25 protein-coding genes and 2 pseudogenes are annotated in these 23289 nt (G+C 73.5%); 15 read left to right on the top strand and 12 right to left on the bottom strand.

All coding sequences use genetic code 11. The features are described 5' to 3' along the window. Positions 1 to 3: 3 nt before the first annotated feature. Genes ACEQ2X_RS09695 through ACEQ2X_RS09680 form a run of 4 tightly spaced genes read right to left on the bottom strand, consistent with a single transcriptional unit; the run spans position 4 to position 3034 of the window. The gene (locus ACEQ2X_RS09695; protein WP_370325605.1) at positions 4 to 1509 is read right to left on the bottom strand and encodes a TrkH family potassium uptake protein; all 1506 of its coding nucleotides are present in this window, start codon (positions 1507 to 1509) and stop codon (positions 4 to 6) included. Between the two features lie 3 nt (positions 1510 to 1512). Further along, on the bottom strand, positions 1513 to 1677 hold the full coding sequence (locus tag ACEQ2X_RS09690; RefSeq protein WP_370325604.1) for a hypothetical protein: 165 nt from the start codon (positions 1675 to 1677) through the stop codon (positions 1513 to 1515). A gap of 34 nt (positions 1678 to 1711) precedes the next feature. Next, positions 1712 to 2380: a TrkA family potassium uptake protein gene (locus tag ACEQ2X_RS09685; RefSeq protein WP_370325603.1), complete on the bottom strand. Its 669-nt coding sequence runs from the start codon at positions 2378 to 2380 to the stop codon at positions 1712 to 1714. Beyond that, entirely contained in the window at positions 2381 to 3034 is a 654-nt protein-coding gene (locus ACEQ2X_RS09680; RefSeq protein ID WP_370325602.1) for an NAD-binding protein, read from the bottom strand. It lies immediately after the preceding gene. 93 nt (positions 3035 to 3127) lie between these two features. On the opposite strand from ACEQ2X_RS09680, the gene ACEQ2X_RS09675 reads away from it, so the two are divergent. Further along, positions 3128 to 4096 (top strand): 4-hydroxy-3-methylbut-2-enyl diphosphate reductase, encoded by a 969-nt coding sequence (locus tag ACEQ2X_RS09675; protein ID WP_370325601.1) that lies wholly within the window; start codon positions 3128 to 3130, stop codon positions 4094 to 4096. A 21-nt stretch (positions 4097 to 4117) separates the two neighbouring features. On the opposite strand, the gene ACEQ2X_RS09670 is transcribed toward ACEQ2X_RS09675, so the two are convergent. From ACEQ2X_RS09670 to ACEQ2X_RS09660, 3 genes are read right to left on the bottom strand one after another with little or no spacing between them, the layout of a single operon-like run. After that, positions 4118 to 4417 (bottom strand): 4a-hydroxytetrahydrobiopterin dehydratase, encoded by a 300-nt coding sequence (locus ACEQ2X_RS09670; protein ID WP_370325600.1) that lies wholly within the window; start codon positions 4415 to 4417, stop codon positions 4118 to 4120. A 36-nt stretch (positions 4418 to 4453) separates the two neighbouring features. Beyond that, positions 4454 to 5614, bottom strand: a complete 1161-nt coding sequence (locus ACEQ2X_RS09665; protein ID WP_370325599.1) for a ribonuclease D — start codon at positions 5612 to 5614, stop codon at positions 4454 to 4456. Continuing rightward, positions 5590 to 6417 (bottom strand): alpha/beta fold hydrolase, encoded by an 828-nt coding sequence (locus ACEQ2X_RS09660; protein ID WP_370325598.1) that lies wholly within the window; start codon positions 6415 to 6417, stop codon positions 5590 to 5592. Before ACEQ2X_RS09660 ends, ACEQ2X_RS09665 begins: the two co-directional genes overlap by 25 nt. A 37-nt stretch (positions 6418 to 6454) precedes the next feature. Between ACEQ2X_RS09660 and mshB the strand changes: the two genes are divergently transcribed. Beyond that, complete coding sequence (gene mshB / locus ACEQ2X_RS09655; RefSeq protein WP_370325597.1) at positions 6455 to 7312, top strand: N-acetyl-1-D-myo-inositol-2-amino-2-deoxy-alpha-D-glucopyranoside deacetylase; 858 nt, start codon at positions 6455 to 6457, stop codon at positions 7310 to 7312. 46 nt (positions 7313 to 7358) lie between these two features. Further along, positions 7359 to 7781, top strand: coding sequence for an OsmC family protein (locus ACEQ2X_RS09650; protein ID WP_370325596.1), 423 nt, complete (start codon positions 7359 to 7361; stop codon positions 7779 to 7781). 120 nt (positions 7782 to 7901) lie between these two features. On the opposite strand, the gene upp is transcribed toward ACEQ2X_RS09650, so the two are convergent. Then, complete coding sequence (gene upp / locus ACEQ2X_RS09645) at positions 7902 to 8525, bottom strand: uracil phosphoribosyltransferase (protein ID WP_370325595.1); 624 nt, start codon at positions 8523 to 8525, stop codon at positions 7902 to 7904. A gap of 199 nt (positions 8526 to 8724) precedes the next feature. Here upp and ACEQ2X_RS09640 point away from each other — a divergent pair, with 199 nt between their 5' ends. The 6 genes from ACEQ2X_RS09640 to ACEQ2X_RS09615 all read left to right on the top strand — a co-directional run bounded on the left by ACEQ2X_RS09640 (position 8725) and on the right by ACEQ2X_RS09615 (position 17247). After that, positions 8725 to 9981, top strand: coding sequence for a BMP family protein (locus ACEQ2X_RS09640; protein ID WP_370325594.1), 1257 nt, complete (start codon positions 8725 to 8727; stop codon positions 9979 to 9981). Between the two features lie 137 nt (positions 9982 to 10118). Further along, positions 10119 to 11732 carry an ABC transporter ATP-binding protein gene (locus tag ACEQ2X_RS09635; protein ID WP_370325593.1) on the top strand — a complete coding sequence of 538 codons (1614 nt, stop codon included), beginning with the start codon at positions 10119 to 10121 and terminating at the stop codon, positions 11730 to 11732. Continuing rightward, positions 11729 to 12910: an ABC transporter permease gene (locus ACEQ2X_RS09630; RefSeq protein ID WP_370325592.1), complete on the top strand. Its 1182-nt coding sequence runs from the start codon at positions 11729 to 11731 to the stop codon at positions 12908 to 12910. Before ACEQ2X_RS09635 ends, ACEQ2X_RS09630 begins: the two co-directional genes overlap by 4 nt. 3 nt (positions 12911 to 12913) lie before the next feature. Beyond that, a complete protein-coding gene (locus ACEQ2X_RS09625; RefSeq protein WP_370325591.1) occupies positions 12914 to 14260 on the top strand; it encodes an ABC transporter permease in 1347 nt (448 codons plus the stop codon). A 115-nt stretch (positions 14261 to 14375) separates the two neighbouring features. Next, positions 14376 to 15818 (top strand): pyruvate kinase, encoded by a 1443-nt coding sequence (gene pyk / locus ACEQ2X_RS09620; RefSeq protein WP_370325590.1) that lies wholly within the window; start codon positions 14376 to 14378, stop codon positions 15816 to 15818. 10 nt (positions 15819 to 15828) lie between these two features. Beyond that, positions 15829 to 17247: an FAD-dependent oxidoreductase gene (locus ACEQ2X_RS09615; RefSeq protein ID WP_370325589.1), complete on the top strand. Its 1419-nt coding sequence runs from the start codon at positions 15829 to 15831 to the stop codon at positions 17245 to 17247. A gap of 28 nt (positions 17248 to 17275) precedes the next feature. On the opposite strand, the gene ACEQ2X_RS09610 is transcribed toward ACEQ2X_RS09615, so the two are convergent. Together ACEQ2X_RS09610 and ACEQ2X_RS09605 are read right to left on the bottom strand one after the other, a co-directional pair. Continuing rightward, on the bottom strand, positions 17276 to 17539 hold the full coding sequence (locus ACEQ2X_RS09610; RefSeq protein ID WP_370325588.1) for a hypothetical protein: 264 nt from the start codon (positions 17537 to 17539) through the stop codon (positions 17276 to 17278). After that, positions 17536 to 18177: an alpha/beta hydrolase gene (locus tag ACEQ2X_RS09605; protein WP_370325587.1), complete on the bottom strand. Its 642-nt coding sequence runs from the start codon at positions 18175 to 18177 to the stop codon at positions 17536 to 17538. Before ACEQ2X_RS09605 ends, ACEQ2X_RS09610 begins: the two co-directional genes overlap by 4 nt. A gap of 107 nt (positions 18178 to 18284) precedes the next feature. On the opposite strand from ACEQ2X_RS09605, the gene fdxA reads away from it, so the two are divergent. From fdxA to ACEQ2X_RS09585, 4 genes and pseudogenes are all read left to right on the top strand, one after another. Further along, positions 18285 to 18605, top strand: coding sequence for a ferredoxin (gene fdxA, locus ACEQ2X_RS09600; RefSeq protein WP_370325586.1), 321 nt, complete (start codon positions 18285 to 18287; stop codon positions 18603 to 18605). Positions 18606 to 18691: 86 nt separating this feature from the next. Next, positions 18692 to 18952: pseudogene (locus ACEQ2X_RS09595) on the top strand (Sir2 family NAD-dependent protein deacetylase); the annotation flags it as partial. Positions 18953 to 19019: 67 nt separating this feature from the next. Continuing rightward, positions 19020 to 19460: an NAD-dependent deacetylase gene (locus ACEQ2X_RS09590; protein WP_370325585.1), complete on the top strand. Its 441-nt coding sequence runs from the start codon at positions 19020 to 19022 to the stop codon at positions 19458 to 19460. Positions 19461 to 19465: 5 nt separating this feature from the next. Continuing rightward, entirely contained in the window at positions 19466 to 20131 is a 666-nt protein-coding gene (locus ACEQ2X_RS09585) for an acetoacetate decarboxylase family protein (RefSeq protein WP_370325584.1), read from the top strand. Between the two features lie 3 nt (positions 20132 to 20134). On the opposite strand, the gene ACEQ2X_RS09580 is transcribed toward ACEQ2X_RS09585, so the two are convergent. Continuing rightward, a complete protein-coding gene (locus ACEQ2X_RS09580) occupies positions 20135 to 20782 on the bottom strand; it encodes an adenylate/guanylate cyclase domain-containing protein (RefSeq protein WP_370325583.1) in 648 nt (215 codons plus the stop codon). A 239-nt stretch (positions 20783 to 21021) separates the two neighbouring features. On the opposite strand from ACEQ2X_RS09580, the gene ACEQ2X_RS09575 reads away from it, so the two are divergent. Continuing rightward, a complete protein-coding gene (locus ACEQ2X_RS09575; RefSeq protein WP_370325582.1) occupies positions 21022 to 21969 on the top strand; it encodes a hypothetical protein in 948 nt (315 codons plus the stop codon). Between the two features lie 23 nt (positions 21970 to 21992). Here ACEQ2X_RS09575 and ACEQ2X_RS09570 read toward each other — a convergent pair whose 3' ends face one another. Beyond that, complete coding sequence (locus tag ACEQ2X_RS09570; protein ID WP_370325581.1) at positions 21993 to 22487, bottom strand: PaaI family thioesterase; 495 nt, start codon at positions 22485 to 22487, stop codon at positions 21993 to 21995. Positions 22488 to 22550: 63 nt separating this feature from the next. Between ACEQ2X_RS09570 and ACEQ2X_RS09565 the strand changes: the two are divergent. Then, positions 22551 to 23289, top strand: a pseudogene (locus tag ACEQ2X_RS09565) (hypothetical protein); the annotation flags it as partial.

Genomic DNA, 23289 nt, shown 5'->3' with positions numbered 1-23289 from the left:
CGGTCACACGCGCCCCCGGACGACCGAGACGGCGTAGCCGACCAGGGCGAACACGGCGATGAACTCGAGCCGGCCGGTCACCATCTGCGCCATGTAGATGACCTTCAGCGGCGCCTCCAGGTCGGGTCGGACCAACCCGACGCTCAACCCGCCGGACGAGGCGGCGGCGACCGACTCGAACAGGCTCAGCTCGAGCGGGTAGCCGTAGAACAGCCCGACGATCGCCCCGGCGAGGTACAGCGCCAGCCACAGCAGCAGCAGCAGGGCGGCGTCCCGCACCTGCGGCCCCCGCACGATCTCGCGGACCCCCGCGTGGTAGGTCTCGACGACCACCGCGTGCTCGGGCAGCAGGACGCGGCGGATCTCGGCCTTCAAGCCCTTCAGCACGACGCCGAGGCGGATGCCCTTGATGCCGCCGGCGGTCGACCCGGCCATGCCGCCGATCGCCATGGCCGCGACCAGCGCCCCGGGTGCCAGTGCCCCCCAGTCGGTGACGAACAGCCTGCCGGGGACCGTCGCCAGGCCGGTCGTCGTGTGGGCGCTGATCGTCTGGAAGAGGGTGTGGCGGTACAGGGGGTCGAAGCCGTCGAACGTCGCGGTGCGGGCGAGGCCGATCGCCATGACGGTCAGCACCAGCAGCGTCGAGGTGAAGACCGTCCGGGTCTCGGTGTTGACGAGCAGCTCGCGACGGCGTCCCTGCCACAGCTGGTAGTGCAGGGCGAAGCTGAACGCACCGGCGGTCATGATGACCAGCAGCACCGACTCGACGAGCGGGGACCGGTAGAACGCGACGCTGGTGGACTGCGTCGAGAACCCGCCGGTGTCGAAGGCGGCCATGAACAGGTTGAGGGCGTGGTACAGCCCCTCGCCCGCCGGCAGGCCGGCCGACACCACGGCGGCCCACAGCGCCGCGGTGCCGAGGGCGCCGTAGACCAGGGCCACGCGCCAGATGAACCGCGCGGTCCGGACGATGTTCGGGAGGATGACGTCCTCGCGCCCCTCGCCGCTGTACAGCGTCCCCAGGCGCGCCGCCCCCGACGAGAACGCGGTCAGCACGACGACGACGACGCCCTGACCGCCGATGAACTGCATCAGGTGGCGCCACAGGTTGACGCTGCGCGACATGTGGTCGAGGTCGTTCGCGAGCGTCAGCCCGATGGTGGCGAACCCCGACATCGCCTCGAAGTAGGCATCCAGGTAGCTGACGTAGTGGCCGCTGAGCAGCAGGGGCAGGGCCGCGAGCAGGGGCGCGGACAGCCAGCTCAGCGCGACGGACGCGAGGGCGTGGGAGGTGTGGAGCGGACGCCGCGTCGCCAGCCCCATGACCCCGAGCCGCCCGATCGCGATCGCGAGCGACCCGCCCAGGACGAAGCTCCACCCGTCGAGGGTCTCGCCGAGCCCGAACGCCACCGCGGCCGGCACGAGCATCGCGAGGCCCACCCCGAACAGCACCCGCGCGGTGTAGGAGAGGATCAGGCGGAAGTCGGCGCCGTCGGGTCGCAGCAGCATCGCTCAGCCGACGAGCAGCAGCGCGAGGCCGACCAGGACGGCGCCGACCACGGCCAGGCCGAGGGTCGCCAGGGCGACCAGGGCGATGCCGGTCAGCCCGCCCTGCAGGGGGCGTTCGTCGACCACGTCGGCCAGGCGGCGGCCACGGCCGGGGGGCAGCTGGCTCATGGCGCGCCCGCCCGCACCACATCGCGCTCCCGGATCACTGGGCCTCCGAGTCGTCGAGGATGGCCTCGCGCAGCGCGGTCTCGAGCTCCGGGGTGGTCAGGGCGATGACCTGGTCGCCGGCCTGCAGGCGGGTGTCACCGCGCGGGATGACCGTCTCGTCGCCGCGGAACACGCACACCAGGACCGACTGGGTCGGCAGCTCGAGCTGGGACACGTCGCGGTGGTAGGCCCCGAAGTCCTCCGGCACGTCGATCTCGACGAGGTTCACCTCGCCCGCGCGCAGCGTGTAGAGGTGGATCAGCTCGCCGACCGTGGCCTGCTCCCGGATCAGGCGGCTGATCAGCGTCGTCGTGGACACCGCCTCGATGCCCATCGCGTGGAACAGGTCCTCGTTGCGCGGGGAGTTCACGCGCGACAGGACGCGCTCGACCTCGAAGGTGATCTTCGCGAGCTGGCAGGCGACGTAGTTGACGTCGTCGTAGCGGGTCGTCGCGACGAAGACGTCGGCGCGCTCGGGCCGGGCCTGCTCGAGGTACTGCACGTCGGTGGCGTCCCCGCGGATCACCAGCAGGTCGTAGGCCCGCTGCAGCGCCTCGGTCCGCTCGGGCAGCAGCTCGATGATCGTGACCTGGTGCCCGTCGTCGAGGAGGTCCGCGGCGATCGCCCGCCCGACCTTCCCCCCGCCGGCGATGACGGCGTACACCTAGGCGTCCCCGGCGAGCAGCTCGCGCAGCCGCCGCATCCCGGCCCGCCGCACCGCGCACACCACCACGTCGTCGGTGAGGAAGCGGTCGTCCTGGCGGGGGACCCGGCTGTTCGTGCCGCGCATCACCTTCGCCACCCTGGCGTCGCCGTCCCGCTCGACCTCGGCGACGCTCACGCCGCGGCCGACCGCGGTGACGGTCACCTCCACCACCGCGACGTCGTCGTCGCTGCCCGCCAGGTGCACGGGCAGGGAGTCGGGCTGCACGTCGTTGCGGATCGAGGCGACGATCATCGACGTCTCCGACACGTAGCGGACGCCCATCTTCCGGTACGACGCCTCCCGCTGCGGGTTGAACAGCCGCGCCACGGTGTGGGGGACGCCGAAGAGGCGCCCGGCGATCTGGACGGCCATGAGGTTCGCGTTGTCCGACGGCGTGACCGCCGCCAGCGCGTCGGCGCGCTCGACCCCCGCGCGGCTGAGGATCGCCTTGTCGGTCAGGTCGCCGACGACGGACTCGCCGTTGAAGGTCGTGCCGATCTTCGTGAACGCCTCCTCGGACGTGTCGATCACGACCACGTCGTGGCCCTCGTCGCTGAGGCGCTCGGCCAGCTCGGCGCCGACGCGGCCGCAGCCGCCCACGATGATGTGCATCGTCGCGGGAGTGTACGGCCGTCCGCGGGCGGACCGGGGGAGGGGCGGGTGACCCGGCGTCCGGGCCTGCGGGCCTGGGTAGCCTTGAGGACGATGCCTCCCACCGACCCCCGAACGATCCTCCTGGCCGCCCCGCGGGGCTTCTGCGCCGGCGTCGACCGGGCGATCGAGATCGTCGACATCGCGCTGCAGCACTACGGCCCGCCGGTCTACGTCCGCCACGCGATCGTGCACAACACCCACGTGGTCGCGGACCTCGAGGCCAAGGGCGCGGTGTTCGTCGAGGACGAGGACGAGGTCCCCGAGGGGATGCCGATCGTCTTCAGCGCCCACGGCATCCCCCCGGAGGTCCGCGAGCGCTCGGCGGCGCGGGGCCTCGACATGATCGACGCGACGTGCCCGCTGGTGACGAAGGTCCACTACGAGGCGCTCGAGTACGCAGCCTCGGGCCGGTCGATCATCCTGATCGGCCACGAGGGCCACCAGGAGGTCATCGGGACGATGGGGCACGCCCCGGAGTCCATCAGCCTGGTCGAGACCCCCGAGGACGTCTTCGCCCTCGACCTGCCGGCGGACGCCGACGTGGCCTACATCTCCCAGACGACGCTGAGCGTCGACGAGACCACCAGCATCATCGCGGCCATCCGCGAGCGGTTCCCGCAGGCGCGCGGGCCGAAGGGCGACGACATCTGCTACGCGACGCAGAACCGCCAGGACGCCACCAAGGTGCTCGCCGAGCGCAGCGACCTCGTCCTGGTCGTCGGCAGCCAGAACTCGTCGAACAGCAAGCGCATGGTCGAGGTGGCCCTCGCCCACGGGGCGCCGGCGGCGCACCTGATCGACTCCGCCGCCGACATCGACCCGGTGTGGCTCGAGGGCGTGGACGTGGTCGGCCTGACCAGCGGGGCGAGCGCCCCGGACGTGCTCGTCACCGAGGTGATCGACCACCTGTCGGCGACCGCTCGCGGTGCCGAGGTCGAGCGGCTGACCGTCGTCGACGAGCAGATGCACTTCGCGCTGCCGGCCAAGCTCCGCAACCTGCCCCTGGCGGGGGCGCGCTGACCGCTGACGGTCCGCCGGCCGTCAGCCGGCCCGCAGCGCGTCGATCCGCTCGGCGAGGGTGACGCAGTCGTCGGTGATGCCGCCGTCGGCGTGGCTCGAGATCATCAGCCGGACGGTGTCCCACGAGATGGAGATGTCCGGGTGGTGGTCCAGGTCCTCGGCGATCTCGGCCACGCGGTTGACGAACGCCATCGAACCGGCGAAGTCGTCGAAGCGGAAGTCGTTGGCCAGCACCGGGGTGCCCTCGGGCGTGACGACCACCCAGCCGTCGAGGTTGCCGAGCTCGGTGGTCAGCGTGGCGTCGTCGAGCAGTGTGCCCATGCGGTCGCTCCTCTCCTCGGGATCCTGCAGGCGACCCTAGCCGCGCGGCTGCTCGACCTGCGCCGCGCCGTCGGCCCCCGCCGCGCCGTCGCCGAACACGATGTCGGTGAAGGCGGTCTCGACCAACCGCCACTGCCAGTCGCGCAGCCCGAGCGCCGCGCGCAGCTCCTCGGAGGTCTGCGGGTCGCTCATCACCGCCGGCAGGAGCTGCCGGCTGGGGCACAGCAGCCCGGCGTCGAGGCCGTGGGACTCGGCGATCTCCGCGCGGGTGACCCGCAGTCGGTCGGCGAGGTCCCGGTCGGCGTCGGTGGAGCGGCGACCGGTGCGCTGGACCGGCTCCGGGTCGGCGTCCGCGGCCTCGCGGAGCGCGTCGACGATGTCCTCGCCGAACGTGCGCACCGCCTGACGGCGCACGCCACGGCGGCCGAGCTCCCGGGCGACCGACGGCGGCTTCAGGGCCAGGTCGACCAGCACCTTGTCGTTCACGATCCGCCCCGGCGCGGTGTCGGTCTCACGGGCCAGGTCCTCCCGCGCCTCCCACAGCGCCTTCGCCCGCGCCCGCGCCTGGGGGTCCAGGCGGCCGACGCCCTTGGTCCGCTCCCAGTCGCGACGCTCCTCGACGGCCGGCTGGCCGAGGGTCGCTTCGAGCTCCTCGACGTACCAGTCCCAGCGGTCCTCGGCGACCAGGCGATCGCGCAGCACCTCCCACAGCGCCGGCAGGTCGGCCACGTCGCCGGCGGCGTAGAGCAGCATCTCCTCGGTCAGCGGGCGCTCCTCCCACGCGGCCCGCTGCATCGCCTGCTTGTCCGCGTCGAGGGTCACGCCGAGCACCTCGTCGAGGAGGGTCTCGAGCCCCATGGGCATGCCCAGGATCGCCGCGGCGATCGCCGTGTCGTGGACGACCGGCAGGTCGATCCCGAGGGTCTGCAGCGGACCGAGGTCGTTCTCGAGGGCGTGGAGCAGGACGGCGCGCTCGGCGAGGAACTCGGCGATCGGGGTCCAGTCGTCCAGGCGGAGCGGATCGAGCAGCGCGACCCTTCCGTCGCCGCCGACCTGCACCAGCGCGGCCGCGCGGTAGTAGCGGTTCCAGTCCGCGCGCTCGACGTCCACGCCGATCGGATCGAGGTCGCCGAGCCACGCCAGCGCATCGGCGACGGCGGCTTGGGAGTCGATCAGGCGGTGGGCGTCGAGGGGCATCGGGGGGATCGTAGGACGGTGCCGGTCACATGGCCGGCTACCACCTCCGGCGCGTCCACGGCGAGCAGGTGCCCGGCCCCCGGCACGCAGACGACCACGGCGCCGCCGTGCTCGCCGCCGATCGCGTCCGCCAGCGCCCGGGCGTGCGCGAGGGGGATCAGGGCGTCGCGCGCCCCCCACAGGATCGTCGTCGGCGTGGTCAGCCGACGCGCCCGCGCGAGCAGCCCCGGATCGGGCGCGTGCGGGTTCCAGGACCCCAGGGCGGCGGCGGTCAGGTCGACGGCGTAGCCGTGGAGGGCTGCGGGGGAGCGTCCCGCGCCGTGGCGGTCCATCAGCGGGCCGAGCAGCCCGTCGTGGCCGGCCTGGCCCTGGCCGTCCGTGAACAGCCCGAACAGGTACCCCGGCGGGCTGTGGAGCCCCGCGGTGTCGCACAGGACCAGGCGGGCGACGGCGTCGGGGTGGGCGAGCGCGGTCTCGATCGCGAACCACCCGCCGAGGCTGGTGCCGACCAGGACGGCCGGCTCGGCGCCGCAGCGGCGAACCACCTCGGCGAGCAGGCCGGTCACCCACGCCAGGTCGGCGGCTGGCGGTGGCGCGGTGGAGCGGCCCACGCCCGGGAGCAGCACCTGGACCACCGGGAGGGCGTCGGCCACCAGCGCCCACGCCGGGGCGTCCACGGTGTCCGCCCCGGCGTCGTGGAGGACGATCACGGGATCGCCGTCCGCGCGGTCCGGCCCGGCCCGCCGCAGGTGGACGCGGACGCCGGCGACGTCGAGGTGGTGGTCGACCCAGGTCACGCCCATGCGGACCAGCCTGCCCGAGCCCTATCCTCGTCGCCCGATGCACGACGTCCCCGGGCTCCTCGCCGTCCACGCCCACCCCGATGACGAGGTGATCGCCACCGGCGGCGTCCTCGCCCGCGCCGCGTCCGAGGGACGGCGGACCAAGGTCGTCACCTGCACCGACGGCAGCCGCGGCGAGATCGTGGGGGAGGGCATGGACCCCGACGAGATCCGGCCCCGGCTGGCGGAGGTCCGGGCGGGGGAGATCGCCGACGCCCTCGCCCTGCTCGGCGTCGACGAGCACGAGTTCCTCGGCTACCGCGACTCCGGGATGATGGGCGACGAGGGGAACGACGACCCCGCCAGCTTCTGGCGGGCGGACGTGCACGAGGCGGTCGGTCGCCTGGTCCGGTCGATCAGGGACTTCCGGCCCGCGGTCGTCGTCACCTACGACGCGTTCGGGGGGTACGGCCACCCCGACCACATCCAGGCCCACCGGATGGCGGTGCTGGCCGTCGAGGCGGCCCGCACCGCGTCGCTGTACCCCGAGGCCGGCGACCCGTGGCACGTGGCGAAGCTGTACCTCTCGTCGTTCCCCAAGTCCGCGATCGCCGAGGCCAACCGGCAGTTCGCCGAGGCGGGCCTGCCCTCGCCGTTCGGGGAGACCGACGACCCCGCCGACATCCCGATGGGCACCGAGGACCACCTGGTCACCACCACCGTCGACGTCCGCGACCACATGGCCGCGAAGCAGGCGGCCCTGCGAGCCCACGTCAGCCAGATCGCCCCGTCGTCGTTCTTCCTGAACGTCCCCGAGCCGATGGTCGAGGGGTTCTACGGCACCGAGTGGTTCGTCCGCCGGCTCTCGGCGGTCGACGCCCCCACCCCCGAGGACGACCTCTTCGCCGGCATCTGAGCGTTCGCACCGGTGCGGCGTCCGCCGCGGGTGTGAGGATGGCGCCATGGCTGACGACGACGCACGACACGTGACGCTGGAGCGGATCGACACCGGGGTGTACCGCGCGACGAACCCGCGGGGCGGGACGATCACCTTCGGCAGCAACGCCGGAGAGGGCTTCAGCCCCGTCGAGCTGCTGCTGGCCGCGATCGGCGGGTGCTCGGCGGTGGACGTGGACACCGTCACGGGGCGGCACGCCGACCACGAGACCTTCGCGGTGGACGTGGACGCCACCTACGTGCGGGACGAGACCGGCAACCGCTTGACGGATGTCGAGATGACCTTCCGCGTGACCTTCGCCGAGGGGGAGGGGGCGGACAAGGCCCGGGACCTGCTGCCCCGCGCGGTCCGCACCTCCCACGACCGCACCTGCACCGTGAGCCGCACGATCGAGGCCGGCACCCCGATCAGCGTCCGGATCGCCTGAGGGGACGGCGCCGACGTCGGGCGCGATCGGGGCCTCCCTCGGCTGACGCCGAGGTTCCCCCCGATCGGGGCCTCCCGCGGCTGACGCCGCGGTCCGGCGCGATCCTGGCGGGGTGCCGGATCAGAAGGTCCCGAACAACCGGTCGCCGAAGTCGCCCAGGCCGGGGACGATGTACCCCACGTCGTTGAGGTGGTCGTCGATCGCGGCGGTCACGATGCGGATCTCGGGGTCGGCGGTGGTCAACCGCTCGATCCCCTCCGGCGCCGCGATGACGCACACCAGGGTGAGGTCCTCCGCGCCGCGGCGGCGGAGCAGCTCCGCGGCGAACGCGGCGCTGCCGCCCGTCGCCAGCATCGGGTCGAGGAGCAGGACCCGGGTGCCGGTCAGCTCGGGGACCTTGAAGTAGTACTCGGTCGGCTGGAGGGTCTCCTCGTCCCGCTCGAGGCCGACGTAGCCCACCCCGACGTCGGGCAGCAGCTCGGTCACCGCTTCGAGCATCCCCAGCCCGGCGCGCAGGATCGGGATGGCGATGACGCTGCGGCCCAGCACCTGCCCGGTCGCCTCGGTGAGGGGCGTGGTCAGTCGCTCCTCGGCCGTGGGCAGGTCGGCGGTGGCCTCGAGGGCCAGCACCATCGACAACCGGCGGGCCAGCACGCGGTAGCGCTCCGGGGGGGTGTCGGCGCGGCGGAGGTCGGCCAGCAGGTGCCCGGCGAGGGGGTGGGGGGCGACGGTGACGCGGTCCATGGCGGCACACCCTAGGGGACGTCCTCCCACCCCGAACGCCGAGGTCCGGCGGACCGCCCGGCGAAGGGGGTACGACCGTGGTCGGAGGTCAGCTACACTCACCGCCGACTGCGGCCCCTCCGCGCTCGCGTGGTCTGCGTCTCGGGCGTCGGCGGCAGGGGAAGCGCGGTCCCATCGAAGCAAAGGGAGACCGTTGAAGATGACGACGTTGCACCGCCGCACGGCCATGTTGGCCCTGCTGCTGATCTTGTCCCTGGTCGCCGCCGCCTGCGCCGACGACCCCGAGGACACCGGCGACGAGGAGGCCACCGAGGAGGCGGCCGCCGAGCCGACCGAGGAGGAGGCGGCCGAGCCGCCCGAGGAGGAGGCGCCCGCGACGGAGGAGGAGCCCGCCGCCACCGAGGAGGAGCCCGCCGCCACGGAGGAGGAGCCCGCCGCCACCGAGGGTGAGGCGACGACCTTCACCACGCTCGAGGACGCCTGCGCGGCCTACGAGGGCGTCGAGATCCCGGAGGACTTCAACGTCGGTCTGGTCACCGACATCGGCCGTGTCGATGACGGCACGTTCAACCAGTTCGCCTACGACGGCATGCAGGCCGCGTCCGAGTGCCTGGGCTTCGAGACCAGCTTCATCGAGACCGCGTCCGAGGCCGACTACGCCACCAACATCACCTCGATCCTGGACGGCGACCCCGAGGTCGTCGTGACCGTCGGCTTCCTGATCGCCGACGCCACCCTGGAGGCCGCGAACAACAACCCCGACGTCAACTTCATCGGGATCGACCAGTTCCAGGAGGAGTTCCCCGAGAACTACGTCGGGATCCTGTTCCGCGAGGACCAGGGCGGCTTCCTGGCCGGTGCGATGGGTGCGCTGCTCAGCGAGTCCGGCACGATCGGCGCCGTCGGCGGCCTCGAGACCGTCCCGCCGGTCGTCCGCTTCCTCAACGGCTACCAGACCGGTGCGCAGTACGTGAACCCGGACATCAACGTCCTGACCGTCTACACCGACTCCTTCACCGACCCGGCCCAGGGCCAGTCGGCCGCGCAGCAGTTCCTCGGCGAGGGTGCCGACGTGATCTTCGGCGCGGGCGGCCAGACCGGCTCGGGTGCCATCCAGACCGCCGCGGAGAACGGCGCCTGGGCCATCGGCGTCGACCAGGACGAGTACTTCACCACCTTCGGCGGCGGCTCGTCGCCGGGTGCGGACCGCTTGGCCACCTCAGCGGTGAAGCGCGTCGACCTCGGCACGTTCATCCAGATCGGTGACGTGCTGGCCGGCTCGTTCGAGGGTGGCATCTTCACCCTGGACGCGGCCAACGGCGGCATCACCTACGCGCCGTTCCACGACGCGGACATCCCCGAGGACGTCGCCACCCAGATCGAGGAGATCCGCGCCGGCCTGGCCGACGGCTCCATCGAGACCGGCGTCGACCCGGCCACCGGCGAGCTCCTCTAGGCGATCCGGTACCCTGCCTGCCGGCTCCACGCCGGCAGGCCCTAGGCTGCACGACCCGGCTCCCGATCCAGGGGGCCGGGTCGTCGTCCGTCGCGGCTGGACCGCGGCCCCCTCACATCCCCGATCCCGAGGTGCCCATGGCATCCGCCCCCGTCCTAGAAGTCGTCGACGTCACGAAGCGCTTCCCGGGCGTCGTCGCGAACGCCGACGTCAGCCTCGAGCTGCACCGCGGGCAGATCCACTGCCTGCTGGGGGAGAACGGCGCGGGCAAGTCGACGCTGATGAACGTGGTGTTCGGGCTGTACCAGCCCACCGAGGGGGAGGTGCGGGTCAACGGCAGCCCCGTGCGCTTCACCTCGTCGCGGGACGCCATCGCAGCGGGGATCGGCATGGTGCACCAGCACTTCCAGCTGATCCCGGTGCTGACCGTGGTGGAGAACGTCGTGCTCGGCGACGAGCCGGTGAGCGGGGTCACCATCGACATCGGCACGGCCCGCGCGCGGATCCGCGAGCTGTCCGCGACCTACGGCCTCGAGGTGGACCCGGACGCGCTGGTCGGGGACCTCAGCGTCGGCGCCCAGCAGCGCGTCGAGCTGATCAAGGCGCTGTACCGGGACGCCGACATCCTGATCCTGGACGAGCCGACCGCGGTGCTGACCCCGGGCGAGGTGGACGAGTTCTTCACCGTCGTCCGCAGCCTGGTCGACGACGGCAAGTCGATCTTCTTCATCACCCACAAGCTGCGCGAGGTCATCGCCGTCGCCGACCAGGTGACGGTCCTGCGGCGCGGCCGGGTGGTCGGCACGGCCGACCCCAAGCACACGACGACCGCCGAGCTGGCCGAGCTGATGGTGGGCCGCGAGGTCTCCTTCGAGGTCGACAAGGCGCCCGCCGATCCCGGGGACGTCGTCCTGGCGGTGCGCGAGCTCGGGGTCACCGACGACCGCGGGGTCGTCACGGTCGCGGGGTGCACCTTCGAGGTCCGCGCCGGCGAGATCTACGGCGTGGCGGGCGTCGAGGGCAACGGGCAGCGGGAGCTGGTGGAGGCCATCGCGGGCATGCGCCCCCTGAGCGCCGGGGCCATCGAGATCGCCGGCCGCTCCACGAGGGGCCTGAGCGTCCGGAAGATCGAGCGGCTCGGCGTCGGGCACGTCCCCGAGGACCGCTCGAAGCACGGGATCGTGGGGGCACTGACGATCAGCGAGAACCTCGTGCTGAACAGCTACGACCGATCGCCGTTCGCGCGGGGGTGGGTGCTGAACCGCACGGCGATGGTCGATCACGCCGAGGAGATGGTCCGGACCTTCGACGTGCGCGCGACCGGGGCGGAGGTGCCCGCCAGCACCCTCTCCGGCGGGAACCAGCAGAAGGTCGTCGTGGCGCGCGAGCTGTCACGACCCCTCGAGCTGCTGATCGTGGCCCAGCCGACGCGGGGCCTCGACGTCGGGTCGATCGAGTTCATCCACTCCCAGATCGTCGCCAAGCGGGACGAGGGGACCGCCGTGCTGCTCGTCAGCGCCGAGCTGGACGAGATCCTCAGCCTGGCCGACACGATCGGCGTGGTGTACCGCGGCAGGGTCGTCGCCCAGATGCCCCGCGCAGAGGCGAGCCGCGAGCGCCTCGGGGTCCTGATGGCCGGTGGCGAGGACCCCGGCCCGGCCGACCCGGCTGTGGAGGAGACGACGTCGGCGGGACCGCTCGGGGCCGCACCGGCGGACGACCAGCGACACGACCAGAGGGGAAGCCTGTGAGTGCGGACCAGGGCCGGGAGCCGGAGGAGACGACCTCCGACACCGGCGACGACGTCGCGGTCACGGGTCGCGGGCTGGGGCGCTACGCGTCGCTGACGCCTGCCCTCGTGCTGATCTACGCGCTCGCGTGCGCGCTGGTGATCGGCGGCGTGGTGATGCTGCTGACCGGCGCGAACCCGTTCGAGGCCTACTGGTCGCTGCTGACCGGTGCGGTCGGGTCCCCCCAGCGGATCGCCGCGTCGCTGGCCCGCGCGACCCCGTTCATCGGCGCGGCCCTCGCCCTCGCGTTCGCGTTCAAGGCCGGCCTGTTCAACATCGGCGCGGAGGGTCAGCTCCTCGTCGGCGCCCTCGCCGCCGGGTGGGCCGGCACCTGGAGCTGGGTGCAGGGCCTGCCGGCCATCGCGGCCATCCCGGTGGTGCTGCTCGCCGGCGCGCTGGGCGGGATCGTCTACGGCGGGTTCCCCGGCTTCCTCAAGGCCAAGACCGGTGCGCACGAGGTGATCGTGACGATCATGCTCAACACGATCGCCCTCCGGATGTACGAGTGGCTGGTCGGCAGCCGCGACCCGGCGATCCTCGTCGACCTGGGCGCCTCGGCACCCCAGTCCCGGGCGATCGCGGACTCGGCGGCCCTGCCGGCCCTCTACGAGACCCCGGCGGCGACCCTCCACTGGGGGCTGTTCATCGCCGTCGCGATGTGCGCGGCGATGTGGTTCATCATGGATCGGACGACCACCGGGTTCGAGATCCGCACCGTCGGCCTGAACCAGTCGGCTGCGACGTACGCGGGGATCAGCGTGAGCCGCACCTGGATCATGGTCATGGCCGTCGCGGGCGGGTTCGCCGGGCTGGCCGGGGCGGCGGAGGTGTCCGGCTCCACCGGCCTGATCCCGCCGCCGGGGCACTTCCGCAACTTCGGCTTCGACGCGATCGCCATCGCGCTGCTGGCCCGCGGCAACCCGTGGGGGATCATCCCCGCGTCGATCCTGTGGGGCGCCCTCCTGGTCGGCGCCCCCACGATGCAGCGCGAGGCGCAGCTCTCCATCGACCTGGTCCGCATCGTGCAGGCGCTGATCCTGCTCTTCGTCGCCGCGGACCTGCTGATCCGCCGGATGTTCCGCATCCGCGCCGAGGACACCGAACCCCGCGCGGCGCTTGCCAGCGGGTGGGGAGGCTGAGTCGTGTCCACCGCAACCGTCGACTCCCCCGCGCGCGCCGTCGAGGCGACCCGGGTGGTGCCCGCCCGCACCCGCCTGGTCGTCATCGGTTGGATCTACACGATCCTCGGCGTCGGCTTCCTCGACCTGGCACGACGGGTCCCCGAGGACGACGTCACCTTCAACTTCGGCGTCCCGCCCGGCGTGCCCCAGATCACCCTCGACCCGGGCGGTGCGGTCCTCCTGATCGGCCTGGTGCTCGTCGTGGCCGGGATCACCGGCATCCTCGAGCACCGGCTCGGCCGGGTGACCTCCGTCGCGCTGGCCGTCGCCACCGCGCTGTTCATCCCGCTCATCCTGATCCTGTCGCTGGCCTACTCGACGTCGTCGAAGACGACCAACGCCATCCCGATCGTGGTCGAGTCGCTCAGGCAGGCGACCCCGATCGCCCTCGGCGCCCTCGGCGGCCTCTGGTGCGAGCGGTCCGGCGTCGTCAACATCGGCATCGAGGGGATGATGCTCGCGGGCGCCGGCGGCGGCTTCGTCGCCTACGCGGTGCTCGGCGGCGCCGCCGGCGGCGGGTGGCTGTGGGTGGCGGTCCTGATCGCCGTCCTGATCGGCGGGTTGATGGCCGCGCTCCACGCCGTGCTGTGCATCACCTTCCGGACCGACCAGATCATCTCCGGCGTGGTCCTGAACCTGCTCGCCCTCGGGTTGACGTCCTACCTGCGGACGCAGGTCCTCGTCCCGCTCGGCGCCGGCAACGGCATCACCCTCCCGCGCTGGGAGCTGCCCCTCCTGAGCGACCTGCCGATCGTGGGCCCGCTGTTCGAGGGCCAGCCGATCTACTTCTCGATGTTCGTGCTGCTGGCGGTCACCACGTTCGTCCTCGGCCGCACCCGCTTCGGACTACGCGTCCGCTCCGTGGGCGAGAACCCGCACGCCGCGGAGACCCTCGGCATCGACCCGATCAGGATCCGCTACGCGGCGGTGATCATCGGCGGGCTGATCGCCGGGCTCGGCGGCGCGTGGTTCTCCCTCGAGACCGTCGGCTCGTTCGAGGACAACATGACCAACGGGACCGGCTTCATCGCCCTCGCCGCCCTCATCTTCGGCAAGTGGCGCCCCTGGCCGGCGTTCGGCGGCGCCCTCCTCTTCGGCTTCGCGAGCGCGCTCGAGACGCGGCTGCAGATCCTGTCGGTGCGCCTGGACGACTTCAGCTTCCTGGCCGTGCCGGTCCCCGACCTGACCATCCCCAGCCAGTTCCTGCAGGCGCTGCCGTTCGTCGTGACCATCATCGTCCTCGCCGGCGCGATCGGGCGAGCGGTCGCCCCGGCCGCCGACGGGGAGCCGTTCGAGCCCTCGCGGTGACCCGCCGGGCGGACCCCGGACCGCGGCGCATCAACGAGCTGTAAACGTCTTCACCGACCCCGGCACGGCCTCTAGGCTGGCGCTGCCCCGCCCTCCCGCAGCCCGGAGTCACCCCTTGGCCCGAAGAGCAAAGATCGTCGCAACCCTGGGTCCGTCCCTCGACGACCGGGACAAGCTGCGCGCCGACGTGGAGGCCGGCATCGACGTGGTGCGCCTGAACTTCAGCCACGGCGACCACGACACCCACGCCCGCCGCCTCGAGGCCGTCCGCGAGCTCGGCGTCCGGTTGGGCCGCAACGTCGGCAGCCTGGCCGACCTGCAGGGCCCGAAGATCCGGCTCGGCATGGTCCCCGACCCGGGGGTGGAGATCCCGACCGGGTCGGAGGTCTACCTGCACCCCGGCGTCGAGGAGCTCGACAGCTACGAGAGCGAGGGGCTCCCCGCGCTGCCGGTGGTGTACGAGTCCCTGGCCGAGGACGTCACGCCCGGCGCGCTGATGCTCATCGACGACGGGTCGCTGCGGCTGGTCTGCTCGCGGATCGAGGACGGCGTCGTCCGCGCCCGCGTCGTCGCCGGCGGCCTCGCCAAGTCCCGCAAGGGCCTGAACCTCCCCGGTGTCGAGGTGTCCGCGCCGTGCTTGACCGACAAGGACGTCGAGGACCTCAAGTTCGCCATGGAGCTCGGCGCGGACTGGGTGGCGCTGTCCTTCGTGCGACGTCCCGAGGACATCCAGGACGTCCGCGACCGGATCGCGGACCTCGGCGGGCAGTCGCCGGTGATCGCGAAGCTCGAGCGGCCCGAGGCCATCGAGCGGCTGACCGACATCATCGACGTCACCGACGCGGTGATGGTCGCCCGCGGCGACCTCGGCGTGGAGATCGGCCCCGAGCGGGTGCCGGCCATCCAGAAGGAGATCATCGCCGAGGCCAACGCCGAGTCCCGCCCGGTGATCACCGCCACCGAGATGCTCGACAGCATGATCAACTCCCCCCGGCCGACCCGGGCCGAGGCGAGCGACGTCGCCAACGCCATCTTCGACGGCAGCGACGCGGTGATGCTGTCCGGTGAGACGGCCGCCGGGAAGTACCCCGTCGAGGCCGTCCGGACGATGGCGCGGATCGTCGAGGTCGCCGAGCGCTCCCCCCACCTGATCCACCCCTCACCCCCGCCGCACTCCGAGCTGAGCGTCAGCCGGGTCGTCGCCCAGTCCGCGGTGCAGGTCGCCCGCGACGTGCGGGCCCAGGCCATCGTGGTCTTCTCGATGACCGGCTGGTCGGTGCAGCTGGTGTCGAAGATGCGCCCGGAGATGCCGCTCGTCGGCCTCACGCCGTCGGACCGGGCCCGCCGTCGCACCTCGATGATGTGGGGCACCGAGGCGGCCCTGGTGCCGATGAAGGACCGTGCGCAGGAGCTGCTCGAGGCCGCCGAGCGCGTGCTCGTCGACGGCAACTGGTCCGCGGTGGGCGACACGATCGTGCTGGTGACCGGGCCCCCGGGCTCGTTGGGCGGGACCAGCCGCATCTGGGTGCACCGCATCGGCGACGAGATCATCAGCTAGGGAGGCGACGGTGGCCCGTGCGGTGGTGATCGGCGGCGACGCGGCCGGCGCGACCGCGGCGGTCCGCATCAAGGACTCCGTGCCCGACGCCGAGGTCGTCGTCCTCGAGAAGGGCAGCTGGACGTCGTACTCGGCCTGCGGGATCCCCTACCTCGTCGCGGGCGACGTCGAGCAGGCCGACGCCCTGGTCGCCCGCTCGCCCGCCGAGCACCGCGAGCGGGGGCTGGTCGTCCGGCTGCACACGACCGCGACCGCGATCGACCGCGAGGGTCGGGTCGTCCACACGATGGACGCCGAGACCGGCGAGACCGGCTCGGAGCCCTACGACGTGCTGGTCTACGCGACCGGCGCGCACCCGCGGACCCCACCCGTGGAGGGGCTGGACCAGTTCGGCGTCCCCGTCCACACCCTCGACGAGGGGGTCGCGCTGCGCGACCGCCTCGTCGCCCGCGACATCAGCCACGTCGCGGTCCTGGGGGCGGGCTACATCGGCATCGAGCTCGCCGAGGCGCTGGCCCAGCGCGGCCTCTCCGCCACCCTCATCGACCGGGGCGAGGAGGTCATGCGGACCCTCGACGCGGACATGGCCGCCCTGATCCGCGAGCGCGTCATCGAGCTCGGGATCGACGTGCGCCTGGGGGAGGAGGTCGCCGGCGTCGAACGGGAGGGGGACCGCTGCCGCGCCGTCCGCACGCGCCGGGTCGGGTCGGGTGGCGACGGTGACGGCGCGGAGGCCGAACCGGTGCGCGCCGAGGTGGTCGTCATCGCCCTCGGGAGCCGACCGCGCGTCGACCTGGCCCGTGACGCCGGCCTGGCGATCGGGCCGTCCGGCGCCGTGGCGGTCGACGAGCGGATGCGCACCGACGACGAGCGGATCTGGGCGGTCGGGGACTGCGCGGAGTCCCGGCACCTGCTGACCGGCCGTGGCGCGAACGTGCAGCTCGGCACCCACGCCAACAAGCACGGGAAGGTGGCCGGGCTGGACGCGGCCGCGTTCCTGACGGGCAGCGGGCGGGGTGAGGCGGTGTTCCCCGGCGTCGTCGGCTCCGCCGTCACCCGGCTGTGCGGGCTCGAGATCGGCCGCACCGGGCTCACCGAGCGGGAGGCGACCGCCGCCGGTGTCGACCACCGCGCGGTCGTCGTCGAGGGGACGATCCGGTCGGGGTACATGCCCGACGCCGGCTGGGCGCGCGTCAAGCTGCTGGCCGAGCCCGGCACCGGTCGGGTCCTGGGGGGCCAGATCGTGGGGAACGGGCCGGTGGCCAAGCGCATCGACGTGGTGGCGGTGTGGTGCCACGTGGGCACGACGGTGCAGGAGGCCCAGATGATGGACCTCTCCTACGCCCCGCCGTTCGGCGGCGCCTGGGACCTGTGGCAGGTGGCGGCGCGGAAGGCGGTCGGCCAGCTCGGCCTCAGTCCTGCGCTCTGACGTCCGGTGCGCTGACGCTCCGGGCCCTCTAGGTGCGGCGCCGACGCGGCGCGGGCGCCGGCGGGACCACCTTCCCCGCGACCAGCGCCGCCTCTGGCACCTCGGTCAGGGACCCGTCGCGGCGGCGGATCCGCAGCGTCCCGTGCGCCCACGCCTCGAGGTGCCCGATGGTGTCGTCGAAGCGGGGTCCATCAGCGGCCTCGCCCCGTCGTGCGCGGATCGTGACGCGCTGCCCGACGTCGTCGGGGGTGATGCGGACCACGTACTGCGGACCCAGGCGGCGCTGGCTCACGGCGTCCGGCCCGCAGGGTCGCCGAGGGCCGCGGCGACGTGGTCGGCGACCTCGACGTCGCGATCGAACATGAAGTGGTCGGCGCCGGGGACGATCACCACGTGGTGGGGGTCGAGGACGTCGACGGTGTCCGGTGCGAAGAACTGGTCGTGCTCGCCGACGATGGCGGTCCGGTGCGGGGGCAGGTCGTCGGGGACGAGCTCGCCCGCCAGGGGCACGTCGGGGGTCGGCCGGGTCGGCGTGCCGATGCCGACCCAGCGCTCGACCGCCCGGCCGAGGCGCAGGCCGATCATCGCGCCGAAGGACCAGCCGACGACCGCGAGCGGCACATCCCCGACCGCGTCGCGGAGGTGGCCCAGCGCCGCCTCGGCGTCGAGGTGCTCCTCGCGGCCCCCGGTCTGGGTACCGGTCGACCCCTCGACCCCCCGGAAGTTGATCCGCGACGAGGCCCAGCCGTCCGCGGCGAGGCGGGCGGCGATCGTCGGCAGCAGCCACACGTCCATGTGGCCGCCGAAGGACGGGTGCGGGTGCAGCAGCAGGGCGGCGCCGACGGGGGCAGCCGCGTGCGCGCCGTCGGGCAGGCGCAGCTTGGCCTCCAGGACGACGCCGTCGGCGACGGGGACGCGTGCGTTCTTCATCACGGTGAGCACAGGGTAAAGTGTCAGCCGACGACGCCCGCCGCAGGCGAGACGTCACCACCGCCAAGCCGCACACCGATGATCGACCCGACAGGAGTAGTGCCAGGATGACCTACACGATCTGCGAACCCTGCATCGACGTGAAGGACAAGGCCTGCATCGAGGAGTGCCCCGTCGACTGCATCTACGAGGGGGACCGGATGCTCTACATCCACCCCGACGAGTGCGTCGACTGCGGTGCGTGCGAACCCGCCTGCCCGGTGGAGGCGATCTTCTACGAGGACGACGTCCCGGACGAGTGGAAGGAGTTCACGCCCTGGAACGCCGAGTACTTCGAGGACTCGGTGTCGGGCCTGGGCTCCCCCGGCGGCGCGGCCAAGGTCGGCGCCTCCGGCGTCGACCACCCGAAGGTCGCCGCCTGGGAGTAGACCTGCAGACCTCGACGGGCCCGCCGATACGGCGGGCCCGTCGCATGTGCCGGGTGGGTCGCCGGGGGCGCTAGCGTGGCCCGCCGATGGATGCGCTCGCAGAGTTCCTGTCGTCGGGGTCCGTGGCGGTCTTCACCGGGGCGGGGGTGTCGACGGAGTCGGGCATCCCGGACTTCCGGTCCCCGGGGGGGATCTGGACCCGCTACGACCCGCGGGACTTCACCTTCCAGCGCTACGTCGACTCCGCCGAGGTCCGCATCCGATCGTGGCGGATGCGCCGCGAGTTCTTCGCCGCCGCACCGGCGCCCAACCCGGCCCACGAGGCGATCGCGGCCCTCGAGCGGACGGGCCGGAGCCCCGGCGTCATCACCCAGAACATCGACGGCCTGCACACCGCCGCGGGGCTCGACGACGGTGGTCGAGCTGCACGGCACCGCCCGTCGGGTCGTCTGCATCGGCGCGGCCCCCCGACACGGCCGACCAGCCGGGTGCGGCTTCGAGGCCGACACCACCTGGGCGTTCGAGGCCGTCGACGCAGGCGAGGAGGACCCGGCCTGCCCCCGCTGCGGCGGCCTGGTCAAGTCGGCGACGATCAGCTTCGGCCAGGCGATGGACGACGACGCCATGGTGGCCGCCCACGAGCTGATCCGCGCCGCCGACGTCGTGCTGGTGGTGGGGTCGTCCCTGCAGGTCTACCCGGCGGCGGCCGTCCCCGAGCTGGCCCTCCAGAACGGCCAGCCGCTGGCCATCGTCAACGCCGAGCCGACCCCCCTCGACGCCGCAGCGGACGTGGTCGTCCACGGCCGCGCCGGTGAGGTGCTCGCCCCGGCCGTCGCCGCGGTCCTGGAGGGGTGAGGCCCGTGCCCGGCCCCGACGCGTCCACGCCGCCCGCGCCCTACCCCGACCCCCCGTGGCGCCTCCGCGGGCACATGACCGTGCACCTGTGGGTGGTCCCGACGGCGCGGCTGGTCGAGCGGGTCCCGACCGGAACCCGCCCGGTCTCGATCGCCGGCCGCTCGCTGGTCGGCACCGCCTGGGTCGCCTACGAGCCGGGAGGCGACCTGAGCTACGGCGAGCTGCTCGCGGCGGTCCACGTGTGGCACGGGCGCCGGCCGCGCCAGACCGTGACCGACATCTGGGTCGACAGCGCCGCCTCGGTCGCGGGGGGCCGCGCCCTCTGGGGGATCCCGAAGGACCTCGGCCGCTTCGACGTGCTGGACGGGCGCGCCTTCGCGATGGCACCCGCCGAGGACGGGGGCGACGCACCCGACACCACCGCCACCTTCCGCCCGCGCGTGACCCTCCCCGGCCGGGTGCGGCTCGGCTGGAGCATGGTGCAACAGCGCGGGGACGGGCACGTCGTCAGCCGCACGCGGCTCTCCGGTCGGCCGGTCGTCGGCCGCGGCAGCGTCACCGTGGATCCCCGGGGGCGGCTCGGGTGGCTGGCGGACCGCACCCCCCTGCTGGCGGTCCAGCTCCGCGACCTCCGCATCGCCTTCGGGGTCGGTGAGCCGAACGCGACGTGAGGATCAGGTCGCCGCGGGGGCGACGTGCACGATCTCGTACAGCCGCGGGCGCTCCGGCACGCCCTTCGCGACCAGCCGGCCCGCGGGATCCGCCCGCAGCGCGGGGGCGAGCTGCACGGAGTCCCGCAGCGCGCCCGTGATGAGCGTCGCGCCCCCGGACGCGCGCTCCGCCACCCGCGCCGCCACGTTGACGTGGTAGCCGATGAGGTCGTCGCCCCGTCGCCGCACGACCCCGCGGTGGCTCCCGGCGCGGAGGCGCAGGCCCACACCCTCCGCCGCGACGAGCTCGGCGAAGCGGCGGGGCATCGCGGCGGCGGCGCTGACCCCGTCCCCGGGGTCCTCGGTCGCCACCATCACGCCGTCGCCCAGACGCTTCACGACGCGGCAGGACGTGCCGGCGATCGCGTCCGCCACGGCGCGGTCGAGGAGGTCGAGGACCCGGCTCGCCGCGTCGTCCCCGGTCCGGGCCACGTGGTCGGAGAAGCCCTCGATGTCGACGAACAGGATCGTGGCGTCGATCGCCTCGTCGCTGGTCGACGGGGGCAGGGGGTCCTCGGTCAGGGCGTCCGCCAGCACCCGCAGGGCACCGGAGGGGGCCAGCTGCCGGAGCGCGTGCTCGCCGGCGCGCCGGAGGCCGATCAGCTCGCGCACATCTCCTCCTCTGCGTGATGGTGCTAGCGGTATGCTCTGTACAGCTAACACCGTACCCGGACGTCGGGAGCTGCACGCCGTGTCGCCGACTCACTTCAGATCGTTGTGCCGCGTGCCGATCGTGAGAGGAGGTGGATCATGAGGACGACGAACCGCTACTGTTTGTCCCCGAGTGCGCTCCACCGACCGGACGCAGTGACCGGTCCGACGCCAACCGACGTGGAGCGATGGCCGACCCCGTGAGGACCCGAGTGCTCAAGCAGGACCTGACCGGCGCCGCCGAGCGGCGCACGACCGCGGTGCTCGCCGCGCTCGTCGTCGCGGTCCTGCTCATCCCCGTCGGCGCATCGGCCCAGCCCGTCCCGGTGGACCGTCCCACCGACCGGGCGATCCAGCCGACGGAGTCCCCCACGCCGACGGAGTCGCCGACCCCGACGGAGTCGCCGTCCGCCACGCCGTCGCCCAACGCCACGCCGCCGCAGGTCCCCTCGGCCACCGAGGGTCCGACCGACCCAGGCGAGCCGACCGAGCAGGCGGAGATCCCGGTCCCCCCGATCTGGGCGCCGACCGAGCCGAGCTCGTCCCCCAGCCCCGGGGGCGGTGTCACGGCCGAGGGCTCCGACGCCGAGGAGGTCGTGGCGCCACCGGCCGCGCCCGCGCCGGGGCAGACCGACGTCGCGGCCGCGGGCGACCAGCCGAGCCCCGCGCCGACCGGCCAGCCCGGGATCGAGCCGCCGCCGGCCATCGCCTACGGTCCGCAGGTCGTCCCCTCGCTCGGCACGGCGACCGCGCCGATGACCAACGAGCTGGCCGGGTTCGACGGCACCGCGCCCCTGGTGCTGGCGCCGCAGATCGCCGGCCAGCAGGTCCAGCCGAACGGACCGGGCGTCGGGACTGCGACGTCGACCGCTCCCAGCGGGTTCGCGAGCGCCGTGGAGCCGGTCCAGGACGTGGCTGCCGCCACGCTGTCGATCGTCCAGCCGTCCTGGTACGCGACCACCGTCGCGCTGCTGGTCCTGCTCGCCGCCGCCAGCTACGGCGCCGTGCTGCGCCGACGCGGCGAGGACGTGCCGGAGGGCCTGCCGCTCAGCGCTGCCGTCCGCCCACGTGACGCTGCGGCCCACCAGGCCCGGTCCGTGCGCCCCGCGGACCTCGGTCGCCGCGCCCCGCGCTCCATCCGCCCCTGACCGCGGGCCAGCCGGCCCGCTGATCAGCCCCAGCCGTCGGGGAACCGCTCGGCGGGCAGGTGCCACCGCGAGGTGCGGTAGGCGAGCGCCAGGTACGAGGTGAGCACCTCGTCGCCGTCGCGGACCTGCAACCGGTAGGTCGCCGTGCGGTGGCCGCGGGAGATCTCCCACGCCTCGGCGGTCACCGGGGCGTCGAGCGGCGCCGGGCGGTGGTAGTGGGCGGTGGTCTCGAGCGCGACGGCAGCCCGGCCGTAGGAGTTGCACGCGACCTCGAACGCGGCGTCGGCGACCGCGAACGTCGCCCCCCCGTGCAGGGAGCCGGCGAGGTTGCCCATGGACGGGCTGGGGCGCAGCTCGAGCACCGACCAGCCGAGGCCCCAGTCCACCAGGGCGATGCCCAGCACCGCGTACATGGGCGTCCGGCGGAAGATGCCGTCGAGCTCCGCGGCCACGTCCGCCATCTCGTCGGGGTAGCGGGGCCGGTCGGCGATCGGCTGCGGGGCGTCCATCGACGGCATCGCGAGGGACCCTACCGGTCCGGAGGTCGTCCGATCCGGTCGGGATGTCGCACCATGGGGGCAGTGCACTTCCCGGAAGCCGAGCTGACGACGTACCTGCGGGTGTTCCTCCCCGAGGCGCGGATCGAGGGCGTCCTCGACGAGATCGCCGAGGCCGCGCTCGACTCCGGGGTGGTGGACGAGGTCGAGTTCTTCTCCCTCGCGCACTGGTTGATGGACTCCGACGAGCGCCGGACCGTCGAGCTGGAGGCGGTCGCCCTGGTCGAGGAGGTCGGGCTCGACGTCACCGAGGTCGCGATCGTCCTCGACCTCGACCGGAGCGAGGTCGAGGCCGCCGTGGCCCGGGCGTGGCGCGAGATCTCGGGGGAGGACGCGGTCGCCGAGGAGCCCGTCGCCGAGCCGGTGGTGGAGGAGCCGACCGTCGAGCCGGAGGGGCAGGAGCCCGCAGCCCCGACCCCGGCCGTCGCCGAGCACGCGGTGGCGGACGACGAGGTCCCCGCCGAGCCCGAGGTCGCGCAGGGCGAGGAGGACGTCGCCGAGCCGGCGGTCGAGGGGTCCGGCGTCCCCCGCCGCGGGTCGTGGTCCCTCGGCGGACGGGGGGAGGGGGGACGGCCGGCCTGGTGGCGGCGCCTCTCACCCGGACAGGTTGGCGCGGCCGCTGGCGTCACCGCCTTGGTGGTCCTCGGGATCGCGGTGTTCTCGGCGGCCGGTCAGGCCCGCCTGCTCGCCCAGGGGTTCGACCCGCTGATCGCCTTCGCGGTCGTCGTCGGCCTGCTCATCGGCGGCGTCGCCCTCATCCGGG

Source organism: Euzebya sp. (assembly GCF_964222135.1).
Taxonomy (GTDB): Bacteria; Actinomycetota; Nitriliruptoria; order Euzebyales; family Euzebyaceae; genus Euzebya.
The sequence above is the reverse complement of the archived record's forward strand: the minus strand, read 5'-3'. Positions and strand labels throughout refer to the sequence as shown.